The sequence below is a fragment of the Amycolatopsis coloradensis genome (genome assembly GCF_037997115.1).
GTDB classification, from domain to species: domain Bacteria; phylum Actinomycetota; class Actinomycetes; order Mycobacteriales; family Pseudonocardiaceae; genus Amycolatopsis; species Amycolatopsis coloradensis_A.
The window spans coordinates 4715423-4738932 of the sequence record NZ_CP150484.1 but is presented as its reverse complement, the minus strand read 5'-3'; the positions used below and the strand labels follow the sequence as shown (position 1 = coordinate 4738932).

23 protein-coding genes are annotated in these 23510 nt (G+C 69.1%); 5 read left to right on the top strand and 18 right to left on the bottom strand.

Annotated elements, in window-relative coordinates; all coding sequences use genetic code 11:
- Positions 1–7 precede the first annotated feature (7 nt).
- The 6 genes from secF to ruvC form a co-directional block, all read right to left on the bottom strand.
- Positions 8–1210, bottom strand: a complete 1203-nt coding sequence (gene secF, locus LCL61_RS22185; protein WP_340681467.1) for a protein translocase subunit SecF — start codon at positions 1208–1210, stop codon at positions 8–10.
- A complete protein-coding gene (gene secD, locus LCL61_RS22180) occupies positions 1207–2898 on the bottom strand; it encodes a protein translocase subunit SecD (protein ID WP_340681466.1) in 1692 nt (563 codons plus the stop codon). The genes secF and secD overlap by 4 nt, the downstream gene beginning before the upstream one ends.
- Before the next feature lie 232 nt (positions 2899–3130).
- A complete protein-coding gene (gene yajC / locus LCL61_RS22175) occupies positions 3131–3529 on the bottom strand; it encodes a preprotein translocase subunit YajC (protein ID WP_340681465.1) in 399 nt (132 codons plus the stop codon).
- Between the two features lie 145 nt (positions 3530–3674).
- Positions 3675–4751 carry a Holliday junction branch migration DNA helicase RuvB gene (gene ruvB / locus LCL61_RS22170; RefSeq protein WP_340681464.1) on the bottom strand — a complete coding sequence of 359 codons (1077 nt, stop codon included), beginning with the start codon at positions 4749–4751 and terminating at the stop codon, positions 3675–3677.
- 8 nt (positions 4752–4759) lie between these two features.
- On the bottom strand, positions 4760–5359 hold the full coding sequence (gene ruvA / locus LCL61_RS22165) for a Holliday junction branch migration protein RuvA (protein ID WP_125683140.1): 600 nt from the start codon (positions 5357–5359) through the stop codon (positions 4760–4762).
- The gene (gene ruvC / locus LCL61_RS22160) at positions 5356–5940 is read right to left on the bottom strand and encodes a crossover junction endodeoxyribonuclease RuvC (RefSeq protein ID WP_340681463.1); all 585 of its coding nucleotides are present in this window, start codon (positions 5938–5940) and stop codon (positions 5356–5358) included. Before ruvC ends, ruvA begins: the two co-directional genes overlap by 4 nt.
- A 78-nt stretch (positions 5941–6018) precedes the next feature.
- Here ruvC and LCL61_RS22155 point away from each other — a divergent pair, with 78 nt between their 5' ends.
- Positions 6019–6462: a cupin domain-containing protein gene (locus LCL61_RS22155; protein ID WP_340681462.1), complete on the top strand. Its 444-nt coding sequence runs from the start codon at positions 6019–6021 to the stop codon at positions 6460–6462.
- Positions 6463–6795: 333 nt separating this feature from the next.
- On the opposite strand, the gene LCL61_RS22150 is transcribed toward LCL61_RS22155, so the two are convergent.
- The 5 genes from LCL61_RS22150 to LCL61_RS22130 all read right to left on the bottom strand — a co-directional run bounded on the left by LCL61_RS22150 (position 6796) and on the right by LCL61_RS22130 (position 9912).
- Positions 6796–7326 carry a DUF4262 domain-containing protein gene (locus tag LCL61_RS22150; protein ID WP_340681461.1) on the bottom strand — a complete coding sequence of 177 codons (531 nt, stop codon included), beginning with the start codon at positions 7324–7326 and terminating at the stop codon, positions 6796–6798.
- Positions 7327–7393: 67 nt separating this feature from the next.
- Positions 7394–8143, bottom strand: a complete 750-nt coding sequence (locus LCL61_RS22145; protein WP_016334762.1) for a YebC/PmpR family DNA-binding transcriptional regulator — start codon at positions 8141–8143, stop codon at positions 7394–7396.
- A gap of 51 nt (positions 8144–8194) precedes the next feature.
- Complete coding sequence (gene pdxT, locus LCL61_RS22140) at positions 8195–8824, bottom strand: pyridoxal 5'-phosphate synthase glutaminase subunit PdxT (protein ID WP_038512501.1); 630 nt, start codon at positions 8822–8824, stop codon at positions 8195–8197.
- 54 nt (positions 8825–8878) lie between these two features.
- The gene (locus LCL61_RS22135) at positions 8879–9199 is read right to left on the bottom strand and encodes an AzlD domain-containing protein (RefSeq protein WP_007034928.1); all 321 of its coding nucleotides are present in this window, start codon (positions 9197–9199) and stop codon (positions 8879–8881) included.
- A complete protein-coding gene (locus LCL61_RS22130) occupies positions 9199–9912 on the bottom strand; it encodes an AzlC family ABC transporter permease (RefSeq protein WP_340681460.1) in 714 nt (237 codons plus the stop codon). The genes LCL61_RS22135 and LCL61_RS22130 overlap by 1 nt, the downstream gene beginning before the upstream one ends.
- Positions 9913–9980: 68 nt before the next feature.
- Here LCL61_RS22130 and LCL61_RS22125 point away from each other — a divergent pair, with 68 nt between their 5' ends.
- Positions 9981–10547 (top strand): helix-turn-helix domain-containing protein, encoded by a 567-nt coding sequence (locus tag LCL61_RS22125; RefSeq protein WP_034308044.1) that lies wholly within the window; start codon positions 9981–9983, stop codon positions 10545–10547.
- Here the strand turns inward: LCL61_RS22125 and LCL61_RS22120 are convergent, their stop codons facing one another.
- On the bottom strand, positions 10548–11924 hold the full coding sequence (locus tag LCL61_RS22120; protein WP_340681459.1) for an APC family permease: 1377 nt from the start codon (positions 11922–11924) through the stop codon (positions 10548–10550).
- A gap of 142 nt (positions 11925–12066) precedes the next feature.
- Between LCL61_RS22120 and LCL61_RS22115 the strand changes: the two genes are divergently transcribed.
- The gene (locus tag LCL61_RS22115) at positions 12067–12714 is read left to right on the top strand and encodes a TetR/AcrR family transcriptional regulator (RefSeq protein WP_340681458.1); all 648 of its coding nucleotides are present in this window, start codon (positions 12067–12069) and stop codon (positions 12712–12714) included.
- A gap of 136 nt (positions 12715–12850) precedes the next feature.
- On the top strand, positions 12851–13945 hold the full coding sequence (locus LCL61_RS22110) for a P1 family peptidase (RefSeq protein WP_340681457.1): 1095 nt from the start codon (positions 12851–12853) through the stop codon (positions 13943–13945).
- A 288-nt stretch (positions 13946–14233) separates the two neighbouring features.
- Here the strand turns inward: LCL61_RS22110 and LCL61_RS22105 are convergent, their stop codons facing one another.
- The 5 genes from LCL61_RS22105 to LCL61_RS22085 form a co-directional block, all read right to left on the bottom strand.
- Positions 14234–16774 carry a BTAD domain-containing putative transcriptional regulator gene (locus LCL61_RS22105; protein ID WP_425342060.1) on the bottom strand — a complete coding sequence of 847 codons (2541 nt, stop codon included), beginning with the start codon at positions 16772–16774 and terminating at the stop codon, positions 14234–14236.
- A 300-nt stretch (positions 16775–17074) separates the two neighbouring features.
- Positions 17075–17575, bottom strand: coding sequence for a peptidase inhibitor family I36 protein (locus LCL61_RS22100; RefSeq protein ID WP_340681455.1), 501 nt, complete (start codon positions 17573–17575; stop codon positions 17075–17077).
- A gap of 123 nt (positions 17576–17698) precedes the next feature.
- Entirely contained in the window at positions 17699–18115 is a 417-nt protein-coding gene (locus tag LCL61_RS22095; RefSeq protein ID WP_340681454.1) for a DUF6892 domain-containing protein, read from the bottom strand.
- A 137-nt stretch (positions 18116–18252) separates the two neighbouring features.
- Positions 18253–19101, bottom strand: a complete 849-nt coding sequence (gene pdxS, locus LCL61_RS22090; RefSeq protein WP_233621832.1) for a pyridoxal 5'-phosphate synthase lyase subunit PdxS — start codon at positions 19099–19101, stop codon at positions 18253–18255.
- 257 nt (positions 19102–19358) lie between these two features.
- Positions 19359–20777, bottom strand: coding sequence for an FAD-binding oxidoreductase (locus LCL61_RS22085; RefSeq protein ID WP_340681453.1), 1419 nt, complete (start codon positions 20775–20777; stop codon positions 19359–19361).
- Positions 20778–20941: 164 nt separating this feature from the next.
- Here LCL61_RS22085 and LCL61_RS22080 point away from each other — a divergent pair, with 164 nt between their 5' ends.
- A complete protein-coding gene (locus tag LCL61_RS22080) occupies positions 20942–23050 on the top strand; it encodes an elongation factor G-like protein EF-G2 (protein ID WP_340681452.1) in 2109 nt (702 codons plus the stop codon).
- Here LCL61_RS22080 and LCL61_RS22075 read toward each other — a convergent pair.
- Positions 23044–23505 (bottom strand): XdhC family protein, encoded by a 462-nt coding sequence (locus LCL61_RS22075; protein WP_340681451.1) that lies wholly within the window; start codon positions 23503–23505, stop codon positions 23044–23046. The genes LCL61_RS22080 and LCL61_RS22075 overlap by 7 nt on opposite strands.
- Positions 23506–23510 lie beyond the last annotated feature (5 nt).

Sequence of the window (23510 nt, the reverse complement as noted above, 5' to 3'; positions counted from 1 at the left end):
AAGCCGGTTACCTCTTGCGCTTGCCCGACGGACGGCCCTTGTGGGCCTTCTGGTTCCGGGCGGGGACGCTCGCCGCGGCGGCGTACGCCTTCTCCTTGCGGAGTTCGGCGGCCAAGGCGTCCTCGTCGTTCGGGTCGAAGTCCTCGTCACGCTCGGCGGCCTTGCGGGCCTGGTTCGCGCGCCGCGCGGCGACCCGGTCCGCCTGCTGGCGGAACTTCGGATCACGCATCTTCAGGTCCACCAGCAGCGGGGTGGCCAGCGCGACCGAGGACAGCACGCCGACCAGGGTGCCGGTGAGCTGCACCAGCGCCAGATCCTGCAGCGTGCCGGAGCCGAGCAGGATGTACCCGACGACGAGCAGACCGAGAATCGGCAGCATCGCGATCAGCGCCGTGTTGAACGACCGCATCAGCGTCTGGTTCAGCGCCAGGTTGGCCGCCTCGCCGAAGGTACGGCGGGTGAGCCCGAGCAGGCCGCGCGTGTTCTCGCGAACCTTGTCGAACACCACCACCGTGTCGTACAGCGAGAACCCGAGGATCGTCAGCAGACCGATCACCGTCGCCGGCGTGACCTCGAAGCCGATCAGCGAATACACACCCGCCGTCACCACGATGTCGTGCAGGAGCGAGATCAGCGCCGCGGCGGCCATCCTGGTGTCGAAGTACAACGCCAGGAACAGCGTGACCGCCAGGAGGAACACCCCGAGCGCGATCAACGCCTGCCGAGAGATCTCCCCGCCCCAGGACGCGCTGACCGCGCTGTCACTGATGGCCTGGACACTCGGCTGGCCGCTGCTCCCGATCGGGCCGAGGTCCCGGAACAGCGCCTCCTTGATCTTGGCGACCTCGCCGGCGTCCAGGGTGTCCGAACGGAGCTGGATGGTCGACGAGGCACCGCTGCCGACCTTCTGCGCCTCGTCGGCCGGACGGCCGAGCGCCTCGGCGAAGACGTCCTTGGCCTGCTGTTCGGTGATCTGCCCGTTCTTGCCGTTGGCGGGCAGCTGGATCTGGGTGCCGCCTTCGAAGTCGATCCCGAAGTTGAACCCCTTGATCCCCATCGACGCGATGCAGACCAGCACCAGTGCGCCGAAGAAGAGGTACCAGCGCTTGCGCTTGCCGACCACGTCGAACGCGCCGGTGCCCACGTAGAGGCGGCGGAAGATGCTCTCGCGCTTGCCCGCGGTGGTGGTGTTGTCGTCGACCACGGTCACGCCTCCTTGACGTTCGGGCGGCCGGCGGCCGGACGGGCCGCCTTACGCTCCGAGCCCACCTGCTGCACGGCACCGAGGCCGAGATTCTTGGGGTTGGACAGGAACTTCGACTTCGAGCGGGACACCATCGAGACCAGCGGGTGGGTCACGAGGTAGACCACGACGAGGTCGAGGACCGTCGACATGCCGAGGGTGAACGCGAAGCCCTTGACCTCACCGACGGCCAGCCAGTACAGGATGGCCGCGGCGAGGAAGCTGACCGCGTCCGACGCGAGAATCGTGCGCTGGGCACGGGACCAGCCTCGCGGTACCGCGGAGCGGAACGTTCTGCCTTCCCGGATCTCGTCCTTCAACCGTTCGAAGTAGATGACGAACGAATCCGCGGTGATACCGATCGCGATGATCAGGCCCGCCACGCCGGCGAGGTCGAGGGTGTACCCGATCCACCGTCCCAGCAGCACCAGCACCGCGTAGACCAGCGAGAACGACAGGGCCAGCGACAGGATCGTCAGCACGCCGAGCAGCCGGTAATAGAACAAGCAGTAGATGAAGACGATCAGGAGGCCGAGGCCACCGGCGATCAGGCCCGCCTGCAGCGACGCGAGACCCAGAGTCGCGGACACCGTCGTCGCGTCCGAGGACTCGAACGACAACGGCAGCGAACCGTACTTCAGCACATCCGCCAGATCCTTCGCCTCGGTCTGGCTGAACCGGCCGGTGATCTGGGTCTGGCCGCCGAGGATCGCGGACTGGATGGTCGGCGCGGAGACGACCTGCGTGTCGAGGACGAACGCGGCCTGCTTCTGGACGTTCTTCGAGGTGAAGTCGCCCCAGATCCGGGAGCCTTCGCCCTTGAAGTTCAGGTTGACGACCCACTGGGAATTCTGGGTGTCGTAGCCCGAGGAGGCGTCGGAGATCTCGGTTCCGGGCAGGAACTCCGGCTCCAGCAGGTACTTCATGGTGTTCTTGTCACCGCAGGCGACGAGCGGCTTGTCCGTGAGGTCGTTGCCGACCAGCGGGTCCGACACCTTGGGGTCACAGTTCAGGGCCGCGAAGGCCTTCTCGGCGGCCGCGGCCTGCTTCGCCTGGTCCGTCGAAAGCAGATCGGGGTTCTGCCGGAGACTCCGGGCCTCCTCGATCTCCTTCTTGGTCTGCTCGTCGGAGTCGCCTTGCTGCTGCGGCGCACCGGCGGCTCCACCGCCACCGTTGGCCGGGCTGCTCGGCGGGGCGCTCGCGCCCGGCGAGGTCTGCGGGGCAGAAGACGGCGTGCCCGAGGCGGGCGGGGCCGACGGCTGCTGGACCGGGGTCACCGGCTGCGACGTCACGACCTTCCGGAAGCCCAGCTTCGCGGTCTTGCCCAGGGTCTTGGCCTGGTCGCCCTGCTCACCGGGGACGGTGATGACGACGTTGCTGCCGTCGAGGACGACCTCGGTGCCGCTGACGCCGATACCGTTGACCCGGCGCTCGATGATCGAGCGGGCCTGTTCGAGGGACTCTCGCGGGGGGTCGCCGCCGTCGGGGTTTCGGGCGGAAAGGGTGACCCTCGTGCCGCCTTGCAGATCGATGCCGAGCTTCGGCGTCGGCTTGCCGCTACCGGTGAAGAACACCAGGGCGTACAGCGCCACCACGATCAGGGCGAAGAAGGCGAGATAGCGTCCCGGGCGGAGATGCCCGGCCGGTGCGGCCACTGTGCTTCGGTCTCCTCGGACGGACTGGGTGTTCCCCAATGGACTTGGCTGTTCACCTACCGGACGGGAGTCCGGTGGTACCGCGAACCTGCCTCGATGACGATGCCCGGTGAACGGGCACGACTATGACGACGGACACGCACGCAGCACCGAGACACTACTCGGTGCTGCGTGAGCCCGGCGTTGGCCCCGCACCTACGAAAGTCTGGTGTCGGGGATGGCCTTACAACCGCTACTTCTTGCCGTGCTCCAGCGGAGGAGCGACCTGCGCACCCGACTTCTCCTCGACGCGCTCGTCGTCCTTCGACTCGATGGCCGGCTCCTCGACGACGGCCTCGTCGTCGATCGTGTCTTCGTCGGTCTCGACGACCGGCTCGACCTTCTCGCGGACGGCCTGGCGCAGCCAGGTGGTCACGACGCCCGGAGCGATCTCGAGGTCGATCGTGGTGTCGGCGGAAGCGTCGGCGACAGACGCGTAGAGACCGGAGGTGGTCATCACCCGGTCACCGGGAGCCAGGCTCGAGAGCAGCTCCTGCTGCGCTGCCGCCGCCTTCTTCTGCTTACGGGTGCCCATGACGAGCGGAATCGCCACAACGAGCATCAGGAGCAGCGGCAGCAATAACTGGTTCATGATTCTCCATTTCGAGCGGACGCCGCGCGGTGCGCTGTTTTGTCCGGTTTGGCGGGGTGTGCTCTCTCCGAGTGTGCCAGGTGCCAGCGGAAACTCCACCACCACCCGTCGTCACCACGGGCCTCCGACCGCGTGAACGGTCCGGTCAGTCCTGGTCGAACAGGTTCGGTCCGTCCTGCTCGCCGCGTGTGGCACCGGCCGGGACCGGCAGGCCGAGGTGTTCCCACGCGGCCGCTGTGGCGACCCGGCCGCGAGGAGTGCGGGCGAGCATACCGGCGCGGACCAGGTAAGGCTCACACACCTCCTCGACCGTGGTCGGTTCTTCCCCCACCGCGACGGCCAGCGTGGACACGCCGACCGGGCCGCCGCCGAAGGAGCGGACCAGCGCGGTCAGCACCGCGCGGTCGAGCCGGTCGAGGCCGAGTTCGTCGACGTCGTAGACCTCCAGCGCGGCGCGCACGACCTTGCGCGTGGCATTCCCGTCCGCGCGGACCTCGGCGTAGTCGCGGACCCGGCGCAGCAACCTGTTCGCGATCCGGGGAGTGCCCCTCGATCGGCGCGCGATCTCGGCACAGCCATCGCGGTCGATGGGGATCTCCAGGATCGTCGCCGCCCGCCGGACGACGAGTTCGAGTTCGCTGTCGCTGTAGAACTCCATCTGGCCGGTGAAGCCGAATCGGTCACGCAGCGGACCGGTCAGCGCACCGGATCGCGTCGTGGCACCGACCAGCGTGAACGGCGCGATCTCCAGCGGGATACTGGTGGCGCCGGGCCCCTTGCCGACGACGACGTCGACGCGGAAGTCCTCCATCGCGAGGTACAACATCTCCTCGGCGGGGCGGGCGATGCGGTGGATCTCGTCGATGAACAGGACGTCGCCGGGCGCCAGGTTCGACAGCATCGCGGCCAGGTCGCCCGCGCGTTCCAACGCTGGTCCGGAGGTGATGCGGATGGCGGCGTTGAGTTCGGCGGCGACGATCATCGCCATACTCGTCTTGCCCAGCCCCGGAGGACCGGAGAGCAGGACGTGATCCGGCGGGACACCCCGGCGTCGCGCGCTTTCCAGGACGAGTTCGAGCTGTTCACGCACCCGTGGCTGGCCGACGAACTCGTCCAGCTTGCGGGGGCGCAGCGTGGTCTCGACCTCGCGTTCGCCGGTCTGCGGCAGCGCCGAAAGCGTTTCGTCGTCGGCGTCGAATTCCGTCACGGCCTCATAGTCCATGTGGCCGGCTACCGCTTACGCCCGAGGGTGGCCAACGCGGCGCGCAGCACGGACGAGGTCGTGTGGCCTTCGCCCTCGCCGAGCACCTTGTCGACGGCCTGTTCGGCCTGTTTGGCCGGGAACCCGAGACCCGCGAGCGCCTCGACGACCTCGCCCCGCAGTGCGCCGGGCGCGACGACCGCCGGGGAGCCGTCCGTCGGCCCCGCGAGCGCAGTGACCTTGTCCCGGAGTTCGAGCGTGAGCCGCTCGGCGCCCTTGCGGCCGATGCCGGGCACCTGGGTGAGCACGGTGATGTTGCCTTCGACCAGCGCGGAGCGCAGCTTGTCGGGATCGAGGACGGCCAGTGTCGCGAGCGCGAGCCGCGGACCGATCCCGGAGACCGTCTGCAGCAGGCCGAACAGTTCGCGGGCGTCCGCGTCGGCGAAACCGAACAGCGTCAAGGAATCCTCGCGGACCACGAGCGCGGTGTGCAGCATCGCCTCCTCGCCACGGCGAAGCGTCGCGAGGGTGGCGGGGGTGGCCTGCACGGCGAAGCCCACTCCCCCGACCTCGATCACGACGTGGTCGAGACCGATGGAGAGGATTTCACCGCGTACCGAGGAGATCATCGAGCCGCTCCCTGCGTCTTTGCTTGTTTGGCCGCGGCGGCGAGCCTGGCCTTGTGGTTCTTGGCGATCTCGGCGGCCCTGGCCTCGGCTTCGGCGAGCCGGACCCGCATCGGTTCGCGCCACAGATGGCAGATGGCGAGCGCGAGCGCGTCCGCGGCGTCCGCCGGATGCGGTTTGACCTCGAGGCCGAGCAGCCGCATGACCATACCGGTGACCTGCGCCTTGTCCGCTCGGCCGGAGCCCGTGACGGCGGCCTTGACCTCACTCGGGGTGTGAAACACGACCGGCAGCCCGCGCTTGGCCGCGGCGAGCGCGACGACACCGCCCGCCTGCGCGGTGCCCATCGCGGTGCGCACGTTGTGCTGCGCGAAGACCCGCTCGACGGCGACGGCTTCGGGCTTGTAGCGATCCAGCCACCGCTCGACGGCATCGGAAATCCCCAGCAGGCGTACGGAAAGATCGGCGTCCGGCGGGGTGCGCACGACGTCGACGGCCACGGCGCGGACGGTGCGGCCCGTGCCGCCGTCGACCACTCCGAGCCCGCACCTGGTCAGACCGGGGTCGACCCCGAGTACCCGCACGCGTTTCCCTCCGCCGCTCCAGCGAACATCCGTTCGAGGCTGAGGCTACCCGGAGCCACCGCCGGGCAAGATGAGGACATGCCGAGCCTCGACGAGTTCACCGTTCATCTGGGTCTCCAGCCGCTGCCCGTGGAAGGTGGCCGCTGGGCACAGAGTTGGCGCGACGAGACCGCTTCGGCGATCTACTATCTGCTGGCGCCTCCGGAAACGTCGGCGCCCCACCGGCTGGACCGGCTGGAGATCTACGCGCACCACGCCGGGGCGCCGGTGCGGATGCTGCTGTTGTTCCCGGACGGGCGGATCTCGCGGCCGGTGCTGGGGCCGGACGTCGCGGCCGGTCAGCGTCCGCAGGTGGTGGTGCCCGCCGGGGTGTGGCAGGCGTCGGTGAGCACCGGTGAGTGGAGCCTGGTCGGGACGGTGGTGGTACCGCCTTATACGGACGACTGCGTGGAGTTCCGGTCCGCGGCGGCTTTGGCCGCTGAGTGGCCGGAGGCGGCGGAGGACCTGAAGCCCTGGTCGTGAGTGGCGGGACGTCCGCTCAGGACGCCGACTGTGTGGATTTTGGGGCGTTGGACGACCAGAAATCCACACAGTCCCCGCGTCACCGGCCGGTCACGACGGCCAGACCGCCGGAGATGTGAGGGGTGTGTGGAAAGAGGGACGTTGAACGTCTCTGTTTCCACACACCTCTCCCCCGCGGTAACACTCGGGCGCCCACCTTCCACACGGCGCGCGAAGGTACTCTTCCGCGGCTCAGCCGAGGTGACTCGACCTTCACGCCTGCCCAAGTATGTGAAGGCCCCCTTCATTGCGCTAAACGCAACGAAAGGGGCCTTCACATACTTGGGCTAACCCTCAGGGACCGTCGACGCCCGGCGTCCAGCTCTCCGGGTCACCGGATTCGGTCAGCACCGGCTGATACCGCGCGAAGCCCTCGGGCGCGTCCGGATGCCACGGGAAGTGCCCGTCCGGTGTGGCGACGATCAGCTGCAGCGCCGGGAAGTCCCCGTCCGGGTAGATCAGGAACGCGCTCCCGAAGTACTCGGGATAGTGCCCCTTCGCGACCCGTTCGAAGACCACTGGCGCGCCCTCGAAGAAATCGTCGTACTGCTTGCCGACCTCGAAGATCTCACCGGCGGCCGCGCGGTCCACGTAGGCGTCGAGCAGGACCGGCCCCATGTTCCCGGGCAGTCCGATCACGACCGCTTCCGCGACGTTGTGCAGCGCCCAGGCGCACGTGGTGAAGCAGAAGGCCGCTTCCTCCTCGTCGCCTTCGACCGCGATGACCGCGTTCCCTCTCGCCTTCGCCTGCGCCTCGATCCACTGGATGAGTTCGGTTTCTTCGGCGGTGAGGGCGTCGGCTTCGGAGGTCGTCACGCGCGACATTGTGCCCCACGCGAGCGCCCGCACCTAGCCCCGGGACCGATTTTCCGCGGCATGGCGGGAAAATCGATCAGCCGACTTCCGCCATGACCTCGTCCGACACATCGAAGTTCGCGTACACGTTCTGCACGTCGTCGCAATCCTCGAGCGCGTCGATGAGCTTGAAGACCTTCTTCGCGCCCTCGACGTCCAGCGGGACACTGACCGACGGCAGGAAGGTGAGATCCGCGGACTCGTACTCGAAACCGGCTTCCTGCAAGGCTTTCCGGACCGGGACGAGGTCGGTGGCCTCGGAGACGATCTCGAAGTTCTCGTCGAGGTCGTTGACCTCTTCGGCGCCCGCGTCGAGGACGGCCATGAGGACGTCGTCCTCGCCGGCGTCACCCTTGGGCATGATCACGACGCCCTTGCGGTTGAACATGTAGGCGACCGAGCCCGGGTCGGCGAGCGAGCCGTTGTTCCGGGTGAGCGCGGTCCGCACCTCCATGGCGGCGCGGTTCTTGTTGTCGGTGAGGCATTCGATCAGCACGGCCACACCGTTCGGGCCGTAGCCTTCGTAGGTGATGGTCTGCCAGTCGGCGCCACCGGCCTCTTCACCGGCGCCGCGTTTGCGGGCGCGCTCGATGTTGTCCTGCGGGACCGAGTTCTTCTTGGCCTTCTGGATGGCGTCGTAGAGCGTCGGGTTGCCGTCCGGGTCGCCACCGCCGGTCCGGGCCGCCACCTCGATGTTCTTGATCAACCGGGCGAAGAGCTTGCCGCGCTTCGCGTCCAGGTTGGCCTTCTTGTGCTTCGTGGTGGCCCACTTGGAGTGGCCGCTCATCTCTCCTCCATCTACTCCTGTGCCCGCCGCTGAGCACAGTGTCGGTTTTGCTTAAGCCTGCCGCACGAGGTCGACGAACAGCCTGTGCACGCGTTCGTCCCCGGTGAGTTCGGGGTGGAACGACGTGGCGAGTACCGCCCCCTGCCGGACCGCGACGATCCTAGCGGCCGCGTCCTCGGAGCCCGGCATTTCGGGGACACTGGCGAGTACCTCGACCCCGTCGCCCGCTTTTTCGACCCACGGGGCGCGGATGAACACAGCGTGCACCGGGCCGCCTTCGATGCCGGTGAAGTCGAGGTCGGCTTCGAAGGAGTCCACCTGCCGCCCGAACGCGTTGCGCCGGACGACCACGTCGAGCCCGCCGAGTTGCCGCTGGTCAGGCCGCCCGTCGAGGGCCTGGCGGGCGAGCAGGATCATCCCGGCGCAGGAACCGAACGCGGGCATCCCGTCCGCGATGCGCTCGCGCAGCGGCTCCAGCAGTTCGAAGGTCTCCAGCAGCCTCGACATGGTGGTCGACTCGCCGCCCGGCAGCACCAGACCGTCCACTTCGGACAGTTCACTCGCGCGACGGACCGGCAGCGCCCGCGCACCCGCGCGTTCCACCATCGCGGCGTGCTCCCGCACGTCGCCCTGCAGTGCGAGCACGCCGACCACCGGCCGTGCCCCCGTCGCGATCGCCACCCGACCTCCCGAAAGACCTTCCCCTTAGCTTAGGCGCCTCGGGGAAGGACCAGGTCAGGGGACCCCGGCCAGCCTCAGCAGGGCGGCGGTCGCGGCCGCCGCGACGACGACCAGCGCGAACGGCGCCTTGCGCCAGGCGAGCACGCCGCCGACCAGCACCCCGGCGGGCCGGGCGTAGCCGGCGAACTCGTGTCCTTCGGTGAGCGCGGCGACCGCGACCAGGGCGGCCAGCAGGACGACGGCCGAACGCGCCATCAGCTTCTCGGCCTTGGGCGACACGGTGAACCGCGCCTTCAGCACCGGTCCGGCGAACCGGAAGGCGAAGGTCCCGGCGGCGAGCACACCACCGGCGATGATCAGTTCCAGCGGATCCATCAGTGCACTCCCTCGGGTTCGCGTTCGGCGGGTTCCTTGGCCGCCACCCCGGCCAGTACGCCGACCAGCGCGAGCAGCACCGGCAGCCCGGCGGGCAGGAACGGCGTCGTGGCCAGCGCGACGGCGACGCCGATGAGCACCGGCAGCCGGGCGGCGCGGTCACGCAGCGACGGCAGGACCAGCGCGAGCAGGACCGCCGGGAAGGCCGCGTCGAGCCCGAACGCGTCGGTGTCACTGATCGCCGTCCCGGCGTAGGCCCCGGCCAGGACGCCGAGGTTCCAGCACAGGAACAGCCCGATCCCACACACCCAGTACGCCGCCTTGCGCCGCTCCTCGTCGCGCTGGGCCAGCGCGAACGCGACCGATTCATCGATCATCAGGTGGCTGCCGACGATCCTCGACGACCACCGCTTGCCAAGGACGTCGCCGATCGCGAAGCCGAAGGGGAGATGCCGCGCGTTGGCGAGCAGTCCCGCCGCGACGGCCGCGACCGGGCTGCCGCCGGCGGCGATGATGCCGACGAACATGAACTGCGAGGCACCCGCGAAGACCAGTACCGAAAGCAGCATCGGTGCCCAGATCGGGAAGCCGGAGCCCACCGCGATGGCGCCGTAGGAGATGCCGACAATGGTGTCGGCGAGGCAGACCAGCCCGATGTCACGGAGAAGATCGCGCCCCAGGACACGAGTGGTTGTTCGCCATATCGAACGCATAGCGTCATACAATGAACGAACGCAGCCGTGTTCGTCAAGGCGAACGCAACGACCGATGGAGCGAACGCATGTCCCCGACCGCGTCCGACGGCGCACCACTGGACGTCATCGCCATGTCCCTGCGCCGGGAACGCGCCCGCACCGGGCTGTCCCTCACCGAGGTCGCCAAACGCGCCGGCATCGCGAAATCCACACTCTCGCAGCTGGAGTCCGGGACCGGGAACCCGAGCGTCGAGACGATCTGGGCGCTGTGCGTCGCGCTCGACGTCCCGTTCTCCCGTGTGGTCGAACCCGAACGCCCCCGCGTGCAGGTCATCCGCTCGGGCAGCGGGCCGACGGTGTTCGCCGAACACGCCGACTACGCCTGCACGCTGCTCAGTTCGTGCCCGCCCGGCGCCCGGCGCGACGTGTACCTGATCCGCGCCGAGCCCGGGAAACCGCGACTCTCGGATCCGCATATGAGCGGCATCGTCGAGCACATCGTCCTCAGCGCGGGCCGCGCCAAGGTCGGGCCGCTGGACGAGCCGGTCGAACTGCTGCCCGGCGACTACATCTGCTACCCCGGCGACGTCCCGCACATCTTCGAGGCGCTCGAACCGGGCACGTACGGCGTCGAGATCGCCGAGTACACCTGATCAGGCGGGCTCCTCGGCCTTCTCCTCGGTGACATCGGCGAGCTTCCAGCCGCCCTTTCGCCGCAGCACCAGGACGTAGTACGCGATCGACAGCAGGGCGACGCAGGCCGTGACGATCAGGCTCGGCCGTCCCACCGCCGGGTCGAGCAGGTTCTGGTAGACCACGAACACCAGCACGGCCAGTGCCAGCACCGGCGCGACCGGGAACCACGGCATCCGGTACTCGGCGTGCGCGGTGGCGCCGGTGCGCCTTCCGACGATCGCGCCGAGACAGAGCGCCGCGTAGACCGCCACGATCGACGTGCTCGTCACCACCAGCAGCAGTTTCGGGTCGACGAAGCAGAGCAGCGCGGCGACCAGTCCGGTGCCGACGGTGGCAACCCACGGCGTCCCGAACCTCGGGTGCACCGCGGCCAGCGCCCGGTTGACCGGCCGGGGCCACGCGCGGTCGCGGCCGCTGCTGAACAGCATCCGCGAGCTGATCAGCACGATCGCCAGCACCGCGTTGATGATCGCGAGCGCGACGGCCAGCCCGATCACCGTGTCGAGGGTTCCGCCGCCACTCGAATCGATGAAGTAGGACAGCATGTTCCCCGAGGCGAACAGCGCGTTCAGGTCGGGCGCGCCGAGCAGGACCGCGGTCACCGGGACCAGCTCGGCGAGCACGGTGATGCCCAGCGCGAGCAGGATCGCCCGGGCGATCCCCCGCGAGGCGTCCTGCGTCTCCTCGCCGAAGTACACGGCCGAGCCGTAGCCGTTGTAGGCGAAGATCGCGACCGACGTGGCGATCGCGATGGCACCGACGGTGGCCGGACCACCGTCCGAGGCGACCGGATGCGCCAGCAGATCGGCGAACGACCGCGCCGGGTTCAGCAGTCCGAGCGCGCTGACCACGATCAGCGCGAGGATTTCGATCGCCAGGAAGATCCCGGTGACCCAGGCGTTGAGCTTGATGTCGAACACGCCGACGACGGCAGCGACCACGCAGGTCACGGCGGCGATGACCGAACCGGGCACGCCGGGCAGGAGCACGCCGAGGTAGGTGCCGACGCCGAGCGCGATCACCGCGACGATGAGCACCTGCGTGATGATCATGAGACCCAGTACGGCGAACCCTGGCAAGCGGCCGAGAGTGCGGGTGACGATCGCGTACTCGCCGCCCGCCAGCGGGAACGCCGACGCGAGTTCGGCGTAGACGAAGGCCATGAAGACTCCGACCACCGCGGCCGCCACGAAGCTGTAGAAGGCGCCCGTCCCGGCGCCGGAGATCACCCCCGGCGCGATGATGAAGACCGACGAAGCGGGACTGATCGCGGAGAGCGTGATGAGCAGCGTGCCGAGGGTGCGCAGACCGCGGCGCAGGGCGGGAGTGGACACGGCCGACCTCCTACAAAGTGGGTTCCTTGAATCTCCTTCGAAAAACCGTTGAGCACGCATCAAAAGCCCTCGACCGTTTGACGTCAAGAGCTGATCGCGCGCAGCTCTTGCGTTTTTCGAACAAGATTCGAAGAATGAACGCATGGCGAGACCGAGCAAGGCAGCGGAGCGGCGTACCGAGTTGATCGAGGTGGCCAGACAGGCCGTCCTCGAACGCGGCGTGCTGAACCTGCGGCTGAGGGACGTCGCCGAGGGCGCGGGCCTGTCGCCGGGTTCGGTCCTGTACTACTTCCCCACCCTCACCGATCTGCTCCAGGAGGTGCAGCGCGAGGCGGTGGCGCGGTTCTGTTCGGCGAGAGAGCAGGCCGCGGGCGCGAAGACGACCCCGTCCGCCCGGCTGCTGGCCATGATCCGCAGCGGCCTGCCCACTGGTCCTGACGACGAACTCTGCGTACTCCTCTACGAGTTGGGCACCATCGCCCGCCGTGATCCCGTGTACGCCGCACGGCACATCACGCTCTACGAGCAGCAGGTCCGGATCTACACCGGCATCCTCGAAGCGGGCGCCGCCACCGGCGAGTTCACGCTGGCCGCGGACGCGGTGTCGATCGCGCGGAACCTCGTCGCGCTGGAAGACGGCTACGGCCTGCACCTCACGCAGGCCGTGCCGACGCTGGAAACCGCCACCGCCGAAGCGATGCTGCTCTCCTACGCCCGCACAGTCACCTCGAACCCCTTGGCGCCTGTCGGCGGAGCTGAAGATGCACCCGAAAAGGGACCGAACGCGTGAACCCGCCCCTGCCGAAGGCCCCGCTATCGCGGTGGCAGGGCGCCCTCAGCACTCTGGCGACCTGGATGACCATGCAGAACCCTGCCGACGTCGATCGCGGACGCGGGTTCACCTACGAACACTCGGAGGACCGTCCATGACCCGCGCCCGCGATCTGGGTGTCCCGCTGCCCGGCCGGACCGGCGAGCACAACGCGCTCACCGACGTCCCCGGCGTCGAGGTCGGTTACACGACCCTCGTCGAAGGCGAATCGGTGCGCACCGGCGTCACCGCCGTCCTGCCGCGCGGACGCGAGGATTTCGCCGTGCCGTGCGCGGCCGGGACGTACGCCCTCAACGGCAACGGCGAGATGACCGGCACCGCGTGGCTGGCCGAGACGGGTTCGCTGACCCTGCCGGTGCTGATCACCTCCACGCACGCCGTCGGCGCGTGCCATCGCGGCACGATCGACTGGGTGGTACGGGAACGGCCCGACGTGGCCGCCGAATGGCTGCTGCCGGTGGTCGCCGAGACCTGGGACGGCTATCTGAACGACAGCACCGCACCGACTATCCACAGCGAACACGCCATCGCCGCGATCGACGCCGCGCGCACGGGTCGGGTCAACGAAGGTTCTGTCGGCGGCGGTACCGGGATGACCTGTTACGGCTTCAAGGGCGGAACCGGCACTGCCTCCCGCGTCGTGTCCTACGGGGACGACGAGTACACCGTGGGAACGTTGGTACAGGCCAACTTCGGCTCACGTCGCGAACTCACCGTCGCGGGCGAGCACGTCGGCGTGGAACTCGGCGCCGACAACCCGATGGAGGAGGACTGGGCGGCGCCGTCCGGCGCGGGATCGGTGATCGTGATCGTCGGTACCGACGCTCCCCTGCTGCCCGGCCAGTGCACCGCGCTCGCCCGCCGGGTCCCGCTCGGCCTCGCCCGCACCGGCACCGCCGGCTCCCACTTCTCCGGCGATCTCTTCCTCGCCTTCAGCACGGCGAACCCGGGAGCGCTCACCAGCCGGTTCCCGCGGACGGAGGAGGCCGAGTACGAAAGCCTGCGGTTCGTTCCGTGGGGCAGGCTCGACCCGTTCTTCGAGGCCGTGGTGCAAGCGACCGAAGAGGCGGTGCTCAACGCCCTGTTCGCGAACGAGGAGATGACCGGTCACCGCGGCCACCGGGTCCCCGCACTGCCGACGGGACGGTGGCGCACCACCAATTTGACAGGTAAGGCAAACGTGTCGTGATGAAGCCGGCGACGGGACCGGAACTCCAAGAACCTGGCGCGACCTGACTGTCCACAAGGGATATGGAAGCAGGTCCAGGCGTCCGTTTTGGACACTTCGCGCGGGGGGTGGCGAGTGGCAATGAGGGTTCTAACCCGAAACGCCACTCACGACCCCTGCGCCGAACTGCGCATAGGGTCATCAATAGGACATTCGGTCGTCAGCGGCTGTCCCCTGTGGGCACTCAGGCGAACAAGCCGTTCGCCGCATAGGCTCGATCTCGCCATATTTGCCTTACCGAGCAAATAGCTAGCTCCCGATCAGCACCTTCGCGGGGGCCCGCGCGAGGTCCAGCCGGACCCGCGAGGCACAGATCTCGTCGGAGAGCGAGTCCAGCAGTTCCAGCGCGCGGCGCAGGCAGGACATCGCGCTCCGCCGGTCTTCGCGCCGCAAGTACAGCTGGCCTCGCCTGCGCAGGATGAGCGCCATGCGGTGCGGGTCGTTCAGCTCGGCGCACAGCCGTCCGGCTTCGTCCAGCGCCGCCTCCGCCTCGTCGAGCAGGCCGAGCTCCGCGCTCGCGACGGCGTACGAGGTATGGGCGTGCGCCATGCCGAGGACGTCACCGATCTCGAGGAAGAGCGCCAGTGCCCGCCTCGCGATCGCGCGCGATTCCTCGGGCCGTCCGGCGGCGCGGGCGAGGACGCAGAGTCCGGTCAGCGCCCTGGCCCGCCCGGCGGAGTCGCCGATCCGCTCGCTGATCCGGCAAGACTCGGTGAGCGCCTCACCCGCCGCACGGAAGTCGTCCCGGTACAGGTCGATCTGGCCGATTCCCCTCAGCAGCGCGGCTTCCCCGCGTGCGCACCCCGACTCCCTCGCCGCGGTGAGCGCGCACCGATGGCACCGCGACCATTCCGCATACAGTCCATTGTGGTCGAAGTAAGACCCGGTCACGACGGCGAGTTCCCAGGCGAGCTCGCCCAGTCCGGCATCCGCCGCGTGCGAGACGGCGGCCTCCAGCGCGGGCAGTTCGCATCGGAACCACGAAAGCGGTTCGGTCACCAGCGTTTCGTCGAGCGAGGTCCGGGTCGCGCCGCCGGGCTCGGGCCGCAGAACGCTCCGGGACAACCGATCCGCGGCCTTCTCCGCGAGCCAGAGCCAACCGCCGAGCACCCGCTCGATCGTCTCCGCGCGTACCTGTTCCGGCTCGGCCGCGACCTGCTCGACGGCGAACGCGCGCAAGAGTTCGTGCAGGCGGTAACGGGGTGCGCCGGTGGCCCGCGGAACCGGCTGGACCATATGCCGATGCCGCAGGTCTTCGAGCGCGCGGGACGTCGCCTCTGGCTCGCCGCCGTCCGCCAGCGCCGCCGCCCAGACCGGGAAATCGGCCGAGGGCAGCAGACCGAGTCTTCGGAACTGCCGTTGCCGGTCCGGCGTCAATTGCCGGTACCCGAGGGCCAGGCTGCCGCGGACGGCGAGATCCCCGGTGCGCAGCCAGTCCAGCCGTCGCCGTTCGACGGACAGTTCGCCCGCGACGTCGGCGAGCCGCCAGCCCGCGCGGTCGCCGATCCGGCTGCCGGCGATCCGCAACGCCAGCGGGAGCCCACCGCAATGGTCGAGAACCTGCCGGGCGGCAACGGGGTCTTCGTCGATCTCGGTGAGCTTCGAGAGCAAGGCCTCCGCGTCCTCCAGCGGCAGGAAGCCGACCGGGACCTTGCGGCCGAGTTCGAGACCGGCCAGGGAGAACCGGCTCGTGACGATCACCGCGCAGCCGCCGGACGCGGGAAGCAACGGGCGCAGCTGCGCCTCGCCGGCCGCGTCGTCCAGGACCAGCAGCACGCGACGGCCGTGGACCAGGCTGCGGAACAGGCAGGCGCATTCGTCGACGTCGGCCGGGATCTCGTCGGTGGGAACGCCGAAGGCACGCAGGAAACCGGCGAGTACGGCTTCCGGCGGCCTCGGCTCGTTCGTGGTTCCGCGCAGGGCCGCGAACAGCCGCCCGTCGGGGTAGTCGTCCGCGACCCGGTGGGCGAGCCGGATCGCCAGCGAAGACTTCCCGACCCCGCCCGCGCCGGTCAGCAGCAGCACGGGCGGGGTGTCGCGGCCGTCGTCCTTGCCCAGTTCCCCGAGCAAGTCCGCGATGAGCGCGTCCCTGCCGACGAAGTCCGGGATCCCCGGCGGCAACTGGCTCGGCACAGCGGGTTCCTGGTACGCGGGATACTCGCGGGTGGCCCTGCCCCGGCCCTCGCGCAGGATCTCGCACTGCAACGCGCGAATCGACGGCGAAGGCTCGACGCCTAGTTCGTCGACCAGCCGGCGGCGCCATCCGGCGTAGACGTCGAGCGCCTCGGCCACCCGGCCGGCGCGGGCGAGCGCGGTCATCAGCTGTCCGCAGACCCGTTCACGGAACGGGGCCGCGGCGAGCAGGTCACGCAGCCCGGGAACGAGCCTGTCGTGTTCGCCGAGCCCGAGTTCGGCGTCGGCCTTGTCTTCCAGCACCGAAAGGCGCTCTTCCTCCCAGTGCGCGACGACCTCGGCCGCCGCCGGGATCCCGGCGAGCACCGGCCCGCGCCAGAGTTCGAGCGCGTCCCGGAACCGTTGGGCCGCCTCGAGCTGGCAGCCGCGGGCCAGCAGTCCGCGACCCTGGGCGGTGAGGCAGGTGAACCGGCCGGCGTCGGTCTCCTCGGGCCCCGCGTCGAGAAGATATGCCGCCCCCCTGGTGAGAATCGGCGTTCCACCGGTCGGCGCGCGCAAAGCCCTGCGAAGACCCGATATCAGACCCTGGACCTGAACTTTCGCCGAAATCGGTGGCGTCTCGCCCCAAAGCTCGTCGATTATCCGGTCGAGGGGCACCGGGCGTCCAGCCTCGATCAGCAGGAGCGCGAAGACCCGGCGCGCCTGCGGTGGGCCGCGAAGCTGGAGAAGACGGCGAAGAAGCTCTTCGCGGAACGCATGCGCGCGGCCCGGCNCGGCGCTCGCCGCAGGGTGGACGTCCTGGTCGAACTCGGCGCCGAGGGCGGCCGCGGGTTCACCGAACAAACGATAGAAATAATTCTTTTCCTTCACCGTTTCTCCCCCAGTATTCGAGACACCCAACCCGAGAGTGTCACAAATATCCGAGGGTGGCGTCCGGCATTCGAAGGAACGTCCTACTCAGCAGGCACTGGCCGAAGTGTAAATTCTCAACGAACTCGCCTGGTCGTTGTCGGCGTTGCCCACGTACGACGATCGGGCTCCCGCCTGCATGCAGCGACTGGTCCCGCTGCCGATGTTGTAGTACCAGCGGGCGTCGACTCCGCGTCGGTTGTGCCAAGACGACATCTGGTCATTGAATCCGTAATCGACCAGATTCTTCAGCCCCGGGTCCCGGAACTGCAGTCGCCGTCCGCCGAAGTCGCGATGCTCGTACAGGCACACATAGTTCGCTTGGCAATTGCTGGCCGCGCTGGGCGACAACGACAGCGTGGTCTCCCCACCGTTCCAGACGATCTGGTCCCCGACGACCTTCCACCCGGGAGCGAGCTTCGCCGTGTCGACCCCGGCCGACTTCAAGGCGGCCGCCTCGTCCGTCGCGGCCGAAGCAGGTGTCGCGACGAGTGCCGTCGCGATCGCGGCGGCACCCAAGGCCGCGGAAACGAGCCGAAGTTTGCGCATTCGTCCTCCTTGATCCCGGCGTGCCCTCCGCACGCCGGGATCAAGGTCCCGTGATCCGCTACCCGATGCTTAAGCGGTCGAAAAGGGAACGAGGTGCATCCGCTTAGATCCGCTGGTGACCGGTCAGACCCAGTCCGCCTCGATGCCGCGGGCGCGCAGTGTCTCCAGGACCTCGTCTTTGCCCGTGTAGAGCAGGGTCATCGACTTCAGGTGGGGAAAGTGCGCGACGTCGGCGAACTCATCGACGTCGAACAGGGAGTCCTCGCCGTCCCAGTTCGGCGCGATCTCGAGGTAGATCTCGTTGCCGCCGTCCATCTCGATCTCGGTGATCTTCTCCGCGAGCTCGACGGGGACCTCGAGCTCCGCGAAGTAGGCCAAGGCCTCAGGGACCGCCTCGACGCTGCCGCCGTCGTAGGTGAAGCCCTTCCCGGCGGCGTACTGCCCCAGGTCGAACTTCGGCAGGAGTTCCTGGTTGTACATCAGCTCCTGGACGACAGCGAGCTTGAAGTTGAGGTCGGTGAAGGGGATCGACTGACTCATACGCCGAACCCTATAAGCGATCACCGTCCGGGCGGCCCGGTTCCGGCGAACTCGCGTGCTTGAACGCCGAACTCCCAGGTCCGTCCCGGAACACGCGTGATCCGGCTCCAGACACACGCGCGTCCTGGGGCGTCGGGTTACCAGCCGCGCTCGGAAAGGCGGTGGGGCTCGGGCACGTCGTCGACATTGATCCCGACCATCGCTTCACCGAGACCGCGCGAAACCTTCGCGATGACGTCCGGGTCGTCGTAGAAGGTGGTGGCCTTGACGATCGCCTCGGCGCGCTGCGCCGGGTTGCCGGACTTGAAGATGCCGGAGCCGACGAACACGCCTTCGGCACCGAGCTGCATCATCATCGCGGCGTCGGCCGGAGTCGCGATACCGCCCGCGGTGAACAGCACGACGGGGAGCTTGCCCTTCTCCGCGACCTCCTTGACGAGGTCGTACGGGGCTTGAAGTTCCTTTGCCGCAACGTAAAGCTCGTCCTCGGGCAGCGAGGAGAGGCGACGCAGCTCCGCGCGGATCTTGCGCATGTGCGTGGTCGCGTTCGAGACGTCGCCGGTGCCGGCCTCGCCCTTGGAGCGGATCATCGCCGCGCCCTCGTTGATCCGGCGCAGCGCCTCGCCGAGGTTGGTCGCACCACAGACGAAGGGCACGGTGAAGGCCCACTTGTCGATGTGGTTCTCGTAGTCGGCCGGGGTGAGCACCTCGGACTCGTCGATGTAGTCGACGCCGAGCGACTGAAGCAACTGGGCCTCGACGAAGTGACCGATGCGGGCCTTCGCCATGACGGGGATCGAAACGGCCTCGATGATGCCGTCGATCAGGTCCGGGTCGCTCATCCGGGCGACGCCGCCCTGGGCGCGGATGTCCGCGGGAACCCGCTCGAGCGCCATCACGGCGACGGCACCGGCGTCCTCGGCGATCTTCGCCTGTTCGGCGGTGACCACGTCCATGATCACACCGCCCTTGAGCATCTCCGCCATCCCGCGCTTGACCCGGGCCGTGCCGGTGAGCGAGGTGGTGGCCGTGTTCGTGGAGTCGTCAGACACTGCTGGACCCTTTCGGAAAGCGCACGAGGTGGGATGACGCCTCCGAGCGTAGGCCGGTTTTGGACCTCTGAAGCAGGCCAGTTCGCGGCGATTTCAGCAGTCCACTGGGTGATCTGGCCCGCATTTGGTTCTCTGGATGCGGTACTTGCACGCGCAACTACCGCATCCAGAGAACCAACCGCGAACGGGAGCTAGCGGGCCAGGCCCTGTTCGAAGGCGAACAGGCCGTCCGGGTCGTACTTCCGCGCCACCCGGCGCAGGCGCGGCAGGCTGTCGCCGTAGTACGCCTTCGCCCACTCGGGCATCTCCGGATCGATGTAGTTGACGTACCCGGCCCGCCCGTATTCGCGGCCGAGTTCGTCCCGGACCCGGCCGATCACCTGGCGCGCGTACGCCTCGCCGCCCTCCAGGCCACGGATGATCTGAACGCTGCCCAGCGCGGACCGGTGCGGGAAGCACGACTCACTCGACGGCACCCGCGCGATCGCGCCGCCGTACGCGTCCACGATCGAGTACAGATGGGGATCGCTGCTCAGCAACGTCGCGAGCGCGTCGGGGTCGGGCACCGGACGCGTCAGCATCCGCGAAGTGGCCACATACTCCCCGCGCTGCGCGACCGCGGCGGGGAACTCGGCTTCCTGGGCGAAGGCGCGCATCGTCGCCAGGTGGCCCTGCTCGGTCACCTCTCGTTTGGTCGGCTGGGTGCCGACGCGGCGGACCAGATCATCCAGCAACGGGTTCACCTGCGCGGCGGTGCCCACGAAGCAGCCACCGCAGTTCGCGGCCGTCGCGCCGAGGCCCATCCCGGACCACAGGTCGTCCGGCATCGCGGGCTGCCACTCCTGCCAGGCCGCGACCAGCGCGGCCAGCACCACGGGCGGGAAGACCAGGGTGAAGTTCGTCAGCGTCCTGGCCGCCGCCGTGCGGAAGGTGAACGACGTGACGATGCCGAAGTTGCCGCCGCCACCGCCACGCAACGCCCACAGCAGGTCCGGCGCGGTCTCCTCCGACACCGGGCGTACCTCGCCATCCGCGCCGACGAAGCGGACAGATTCCACATTGTCGCAGGTCAGCCCGTACTTACGGGCCAAGACGCCGATCCCGCCGCCGAGGGTCAACCCGGCGATGCCGACCTGGGGACAACTGCCGGCGGGCAACGCGCGCCCTGCCGCGGCCAAGGCCTCGTACACCTGGCCGAGCCGCGCGCCCGCCCCGATCGCCGCGCGGCCGCCAGGCAGGATCTCGACCGTGTTCAGCCGGGACAGGTCGACGACCAACCCTTTGTCCACAATGGAATAGCCGGCGTAACTGTGCCCACCGGAGCGGGCCGCGATCGGAATCCGCTGCCTGGCCGCGAAATCGACGCAGTGCCGCACGTCGTCCTCGTTCGCGCAGACCGCGACACCGGCGGGCAGCCGATGGTCGTAGAGGCCGAAGAACCCGAGCCTCTTTTCGTCGTACCCGGGGTCGCCGGGCCGGAACAGCTCACCCGTCAACCGGGCGCGCAACCGTTCCCACGGACCACCGCCCCCGGGAAGCTCCGCGGGCACCGCCGCCATCACCGGGACCGCCCCCGCCAGCCGCAACACCGTTCGCCTGTCGAGCTCCATCGCTCATCCCCCACCGTCGGATCCGCCTCCGGGTGTCCGCCATCGAGCATAACGGCGCGTCGACATTCGGGGGTTCCCTCGCCGGTCGCCTTGCCGCGACGCCCGTCGCGGGTGTGTGATCGAGGACACACCTGTACGCGGCATCGTGTGGTGAGGAGACCGGCATGGCCGAGAAACAGAGCAAGAACGGAGACTCCGGGGCCGCCGTCGCTGTGGACGACCCGGCGAAGGTCCGCAACGTCGTCCTGGTCGGCCCGTCGGGATCAGGCAAGACGACACTCGCCGAAGCGCTGCTCGCCGCGTCCGGCACGGTGACCCGGGCCGGCTCGGTCGTCGAGGGCACCACGGTATGCGACCACGACCCCGCGGCGGTCCGGCAGCAGCGGTCGGTCGGCCTCTCGGTCGCGCCGGTGCTGCATCAGGGCCACAAGATCAACCTCATCGACACCCCCGGATACGCCGATTTCGTCGGCGAACTGCGCGCCGGGCTTCGAGCCGCCGACGCCGCGCTGTTCGTGGTCTGCGCGGCGGAAGGCGTCGACGCGGCCACGATCGCGGTCTGGGAGGAATGCGCCGCCGTCGGCATGCCGAGGGCGGTGGTCGTCTCCCGGATGGACCATCACCGCGCCGACCCCGAAGGCGAGATCGCGGCCTGCCAGGAGGCTTTCGGCGCCGGAGTCCTGCCGCTGTACCTGCCCGCGCGTGACGGGCTCGTCGGGCTCATCACGCGCCGCTACTTCGACTATTCGAACGGTTTCCCACCCCAGGTCGGCGAGCCGGACGAGGCCGATCTCGCCCGGATGACCGAGGCCCGCAACGAACTTATCGAAGGGGTCATCGCCGAGAGCGAGGACGAGTCCCTGATGGACCGGTACCTCGCCGGCGAGGAGATCGCCGAGGACACGCTGATCGCCGACCTCGAAACCGCGGTCGCCCGCGGCTCCTTCCATCCGGTGATCCCCGTGTGCGCGACCACCGGGGTGGGACTCGCCGAAATCCTCGACGGGATCGTGCGCGCCTTCCCCTCGCCGCTGGAGCACGTCCCTCCGGAGGTCACCTCCCCCACCGGCGAACCGCACGCCGGACTCCGGGCCGATCCCGACGGCCCGCTGGCGGCCGAGGTGGTCCGGACCGCTGTCGACTCCTACGTCGGCAGGGTGTCGTTGGTGCGGGTGTTCTCCGGGACGCTCCGCCCCGAACGACCGGTGCACGTCTCGGGCCACGGCCTCGCCGAACGCGGGCACGAGGATCACGACACCGACGAACGGGTCGCGCATCTGTACTCGCCGCTCGGGGCGAACCTGCGCGAAGTCCCGTACTGCGTCGCGGGCGACCTGTGCGCGCTCACCAAGGTCGGCTCGGCGGAAACGGGCGACACCGTTTCCTCACCGGACGATCCGCTGATCATGAAGCCCTGGGCGATGCCGGAACCGCTGCTGCCGGTCGCCGTCGTCGCGAAGACCCGCAGCGACGAAGACACTTTGGCGCGCAACCTTTCCCGGCTCGTCGCGGGCGATCCGACGCTCCGGCTGGACCGCAACGCAGAGACCAACCAGCTCGTGCTGTGGTGCATGGGCGAGGCCCACGCCGACGTCGTGCTGTCGCGGTTGCGCGCGGGAGGCGCCGACGTGGACACGGAGCCCGTCCGCATCAGCCTGCGTTCGACCTTCGCCGGTCCGGGCCGCGGGCACGGACGGCACGTCAAGCAGTCCGGCGGGCATGGCCAGTTCGCCGTCTGCGACATCGAGGTCCAACCGCTGCCGAGGGGGTCGGGCTTCGAGTTCGTGGACAAGGTCGTCGGCGGCTCGGTGCCGCACCAGTTCATCCCGAGCGTCGAAAAGGGGGTCCGGGCCCAAGCTCAGCGAGGGATCGTCGACGACCATCCGCTGATCGACATCCGGGTGACCCTCATCGACGGCAAGGCGCACAGCGTCGACTCGTCGGACGCCGCGTTCCAGACGGCAGGCGCGCTGGCGCTGAAGGAAGCCGCCGCGGCGGGCAAGATCGCGCTGCTCGAACCGCTCGAAGAGGTGGCGATACGGCTTCCGGACGAGCATCTTGGCACCGTGCTGGGCGATCTCTCGTCCCGGCGCGGCCGCGTGCTGGGTACCGAATCAGGTGAAGGCGGACGCACGGTCATCCGCGCCGAGGTCCCCGCGGTCGAGCTCCTGCGCTACGCGATCGACCTGCGTTCGCTCACCTCGGGCACGGCGACGTTCACCCGCAGGCACGCCCGGTTCGAGCCGATGCCGGAAGGGGCGGTGGCCTACTGAAACTCGAAGCCGCCCGGTCGCCCGTTCCGGTCGGCCAGCAGACCGGCCAGGGTGGCGACGGCGATTTCGGGCGGCGTGCGTGAGCCGATGTTCAGCCCGACCGGGCGATGGACCCGGGCGATCTCGTGGTCGGGAACGTCCAAGGCCTTGAGCGCGGCGACGTGCGGGCCGGCGTGGCGCGGATTGCCGAGTACGCCGACCCACCTGGTCGGGCGGTCCAGCACGGCCTTGAGGACGTCGCCGAGCTCGGGCCGGTCGTGATCGGTGACGACGACGTCGGCGTCCGGACCGAGGTCCGGCACCGTCGTGAGGGCGTCCAAGCCGTCCCCGACGTCGGTCACCCGTGCGCCGTCCGGCTCGAACAGCACCGTCTTGAAGCCGAGGTCCTTGCCGTAGCGCAAGAGGAACGACGCCACGGGCGTCGCGAACACCGCCACCAGCAGCCGCTCGCTCATGGGCT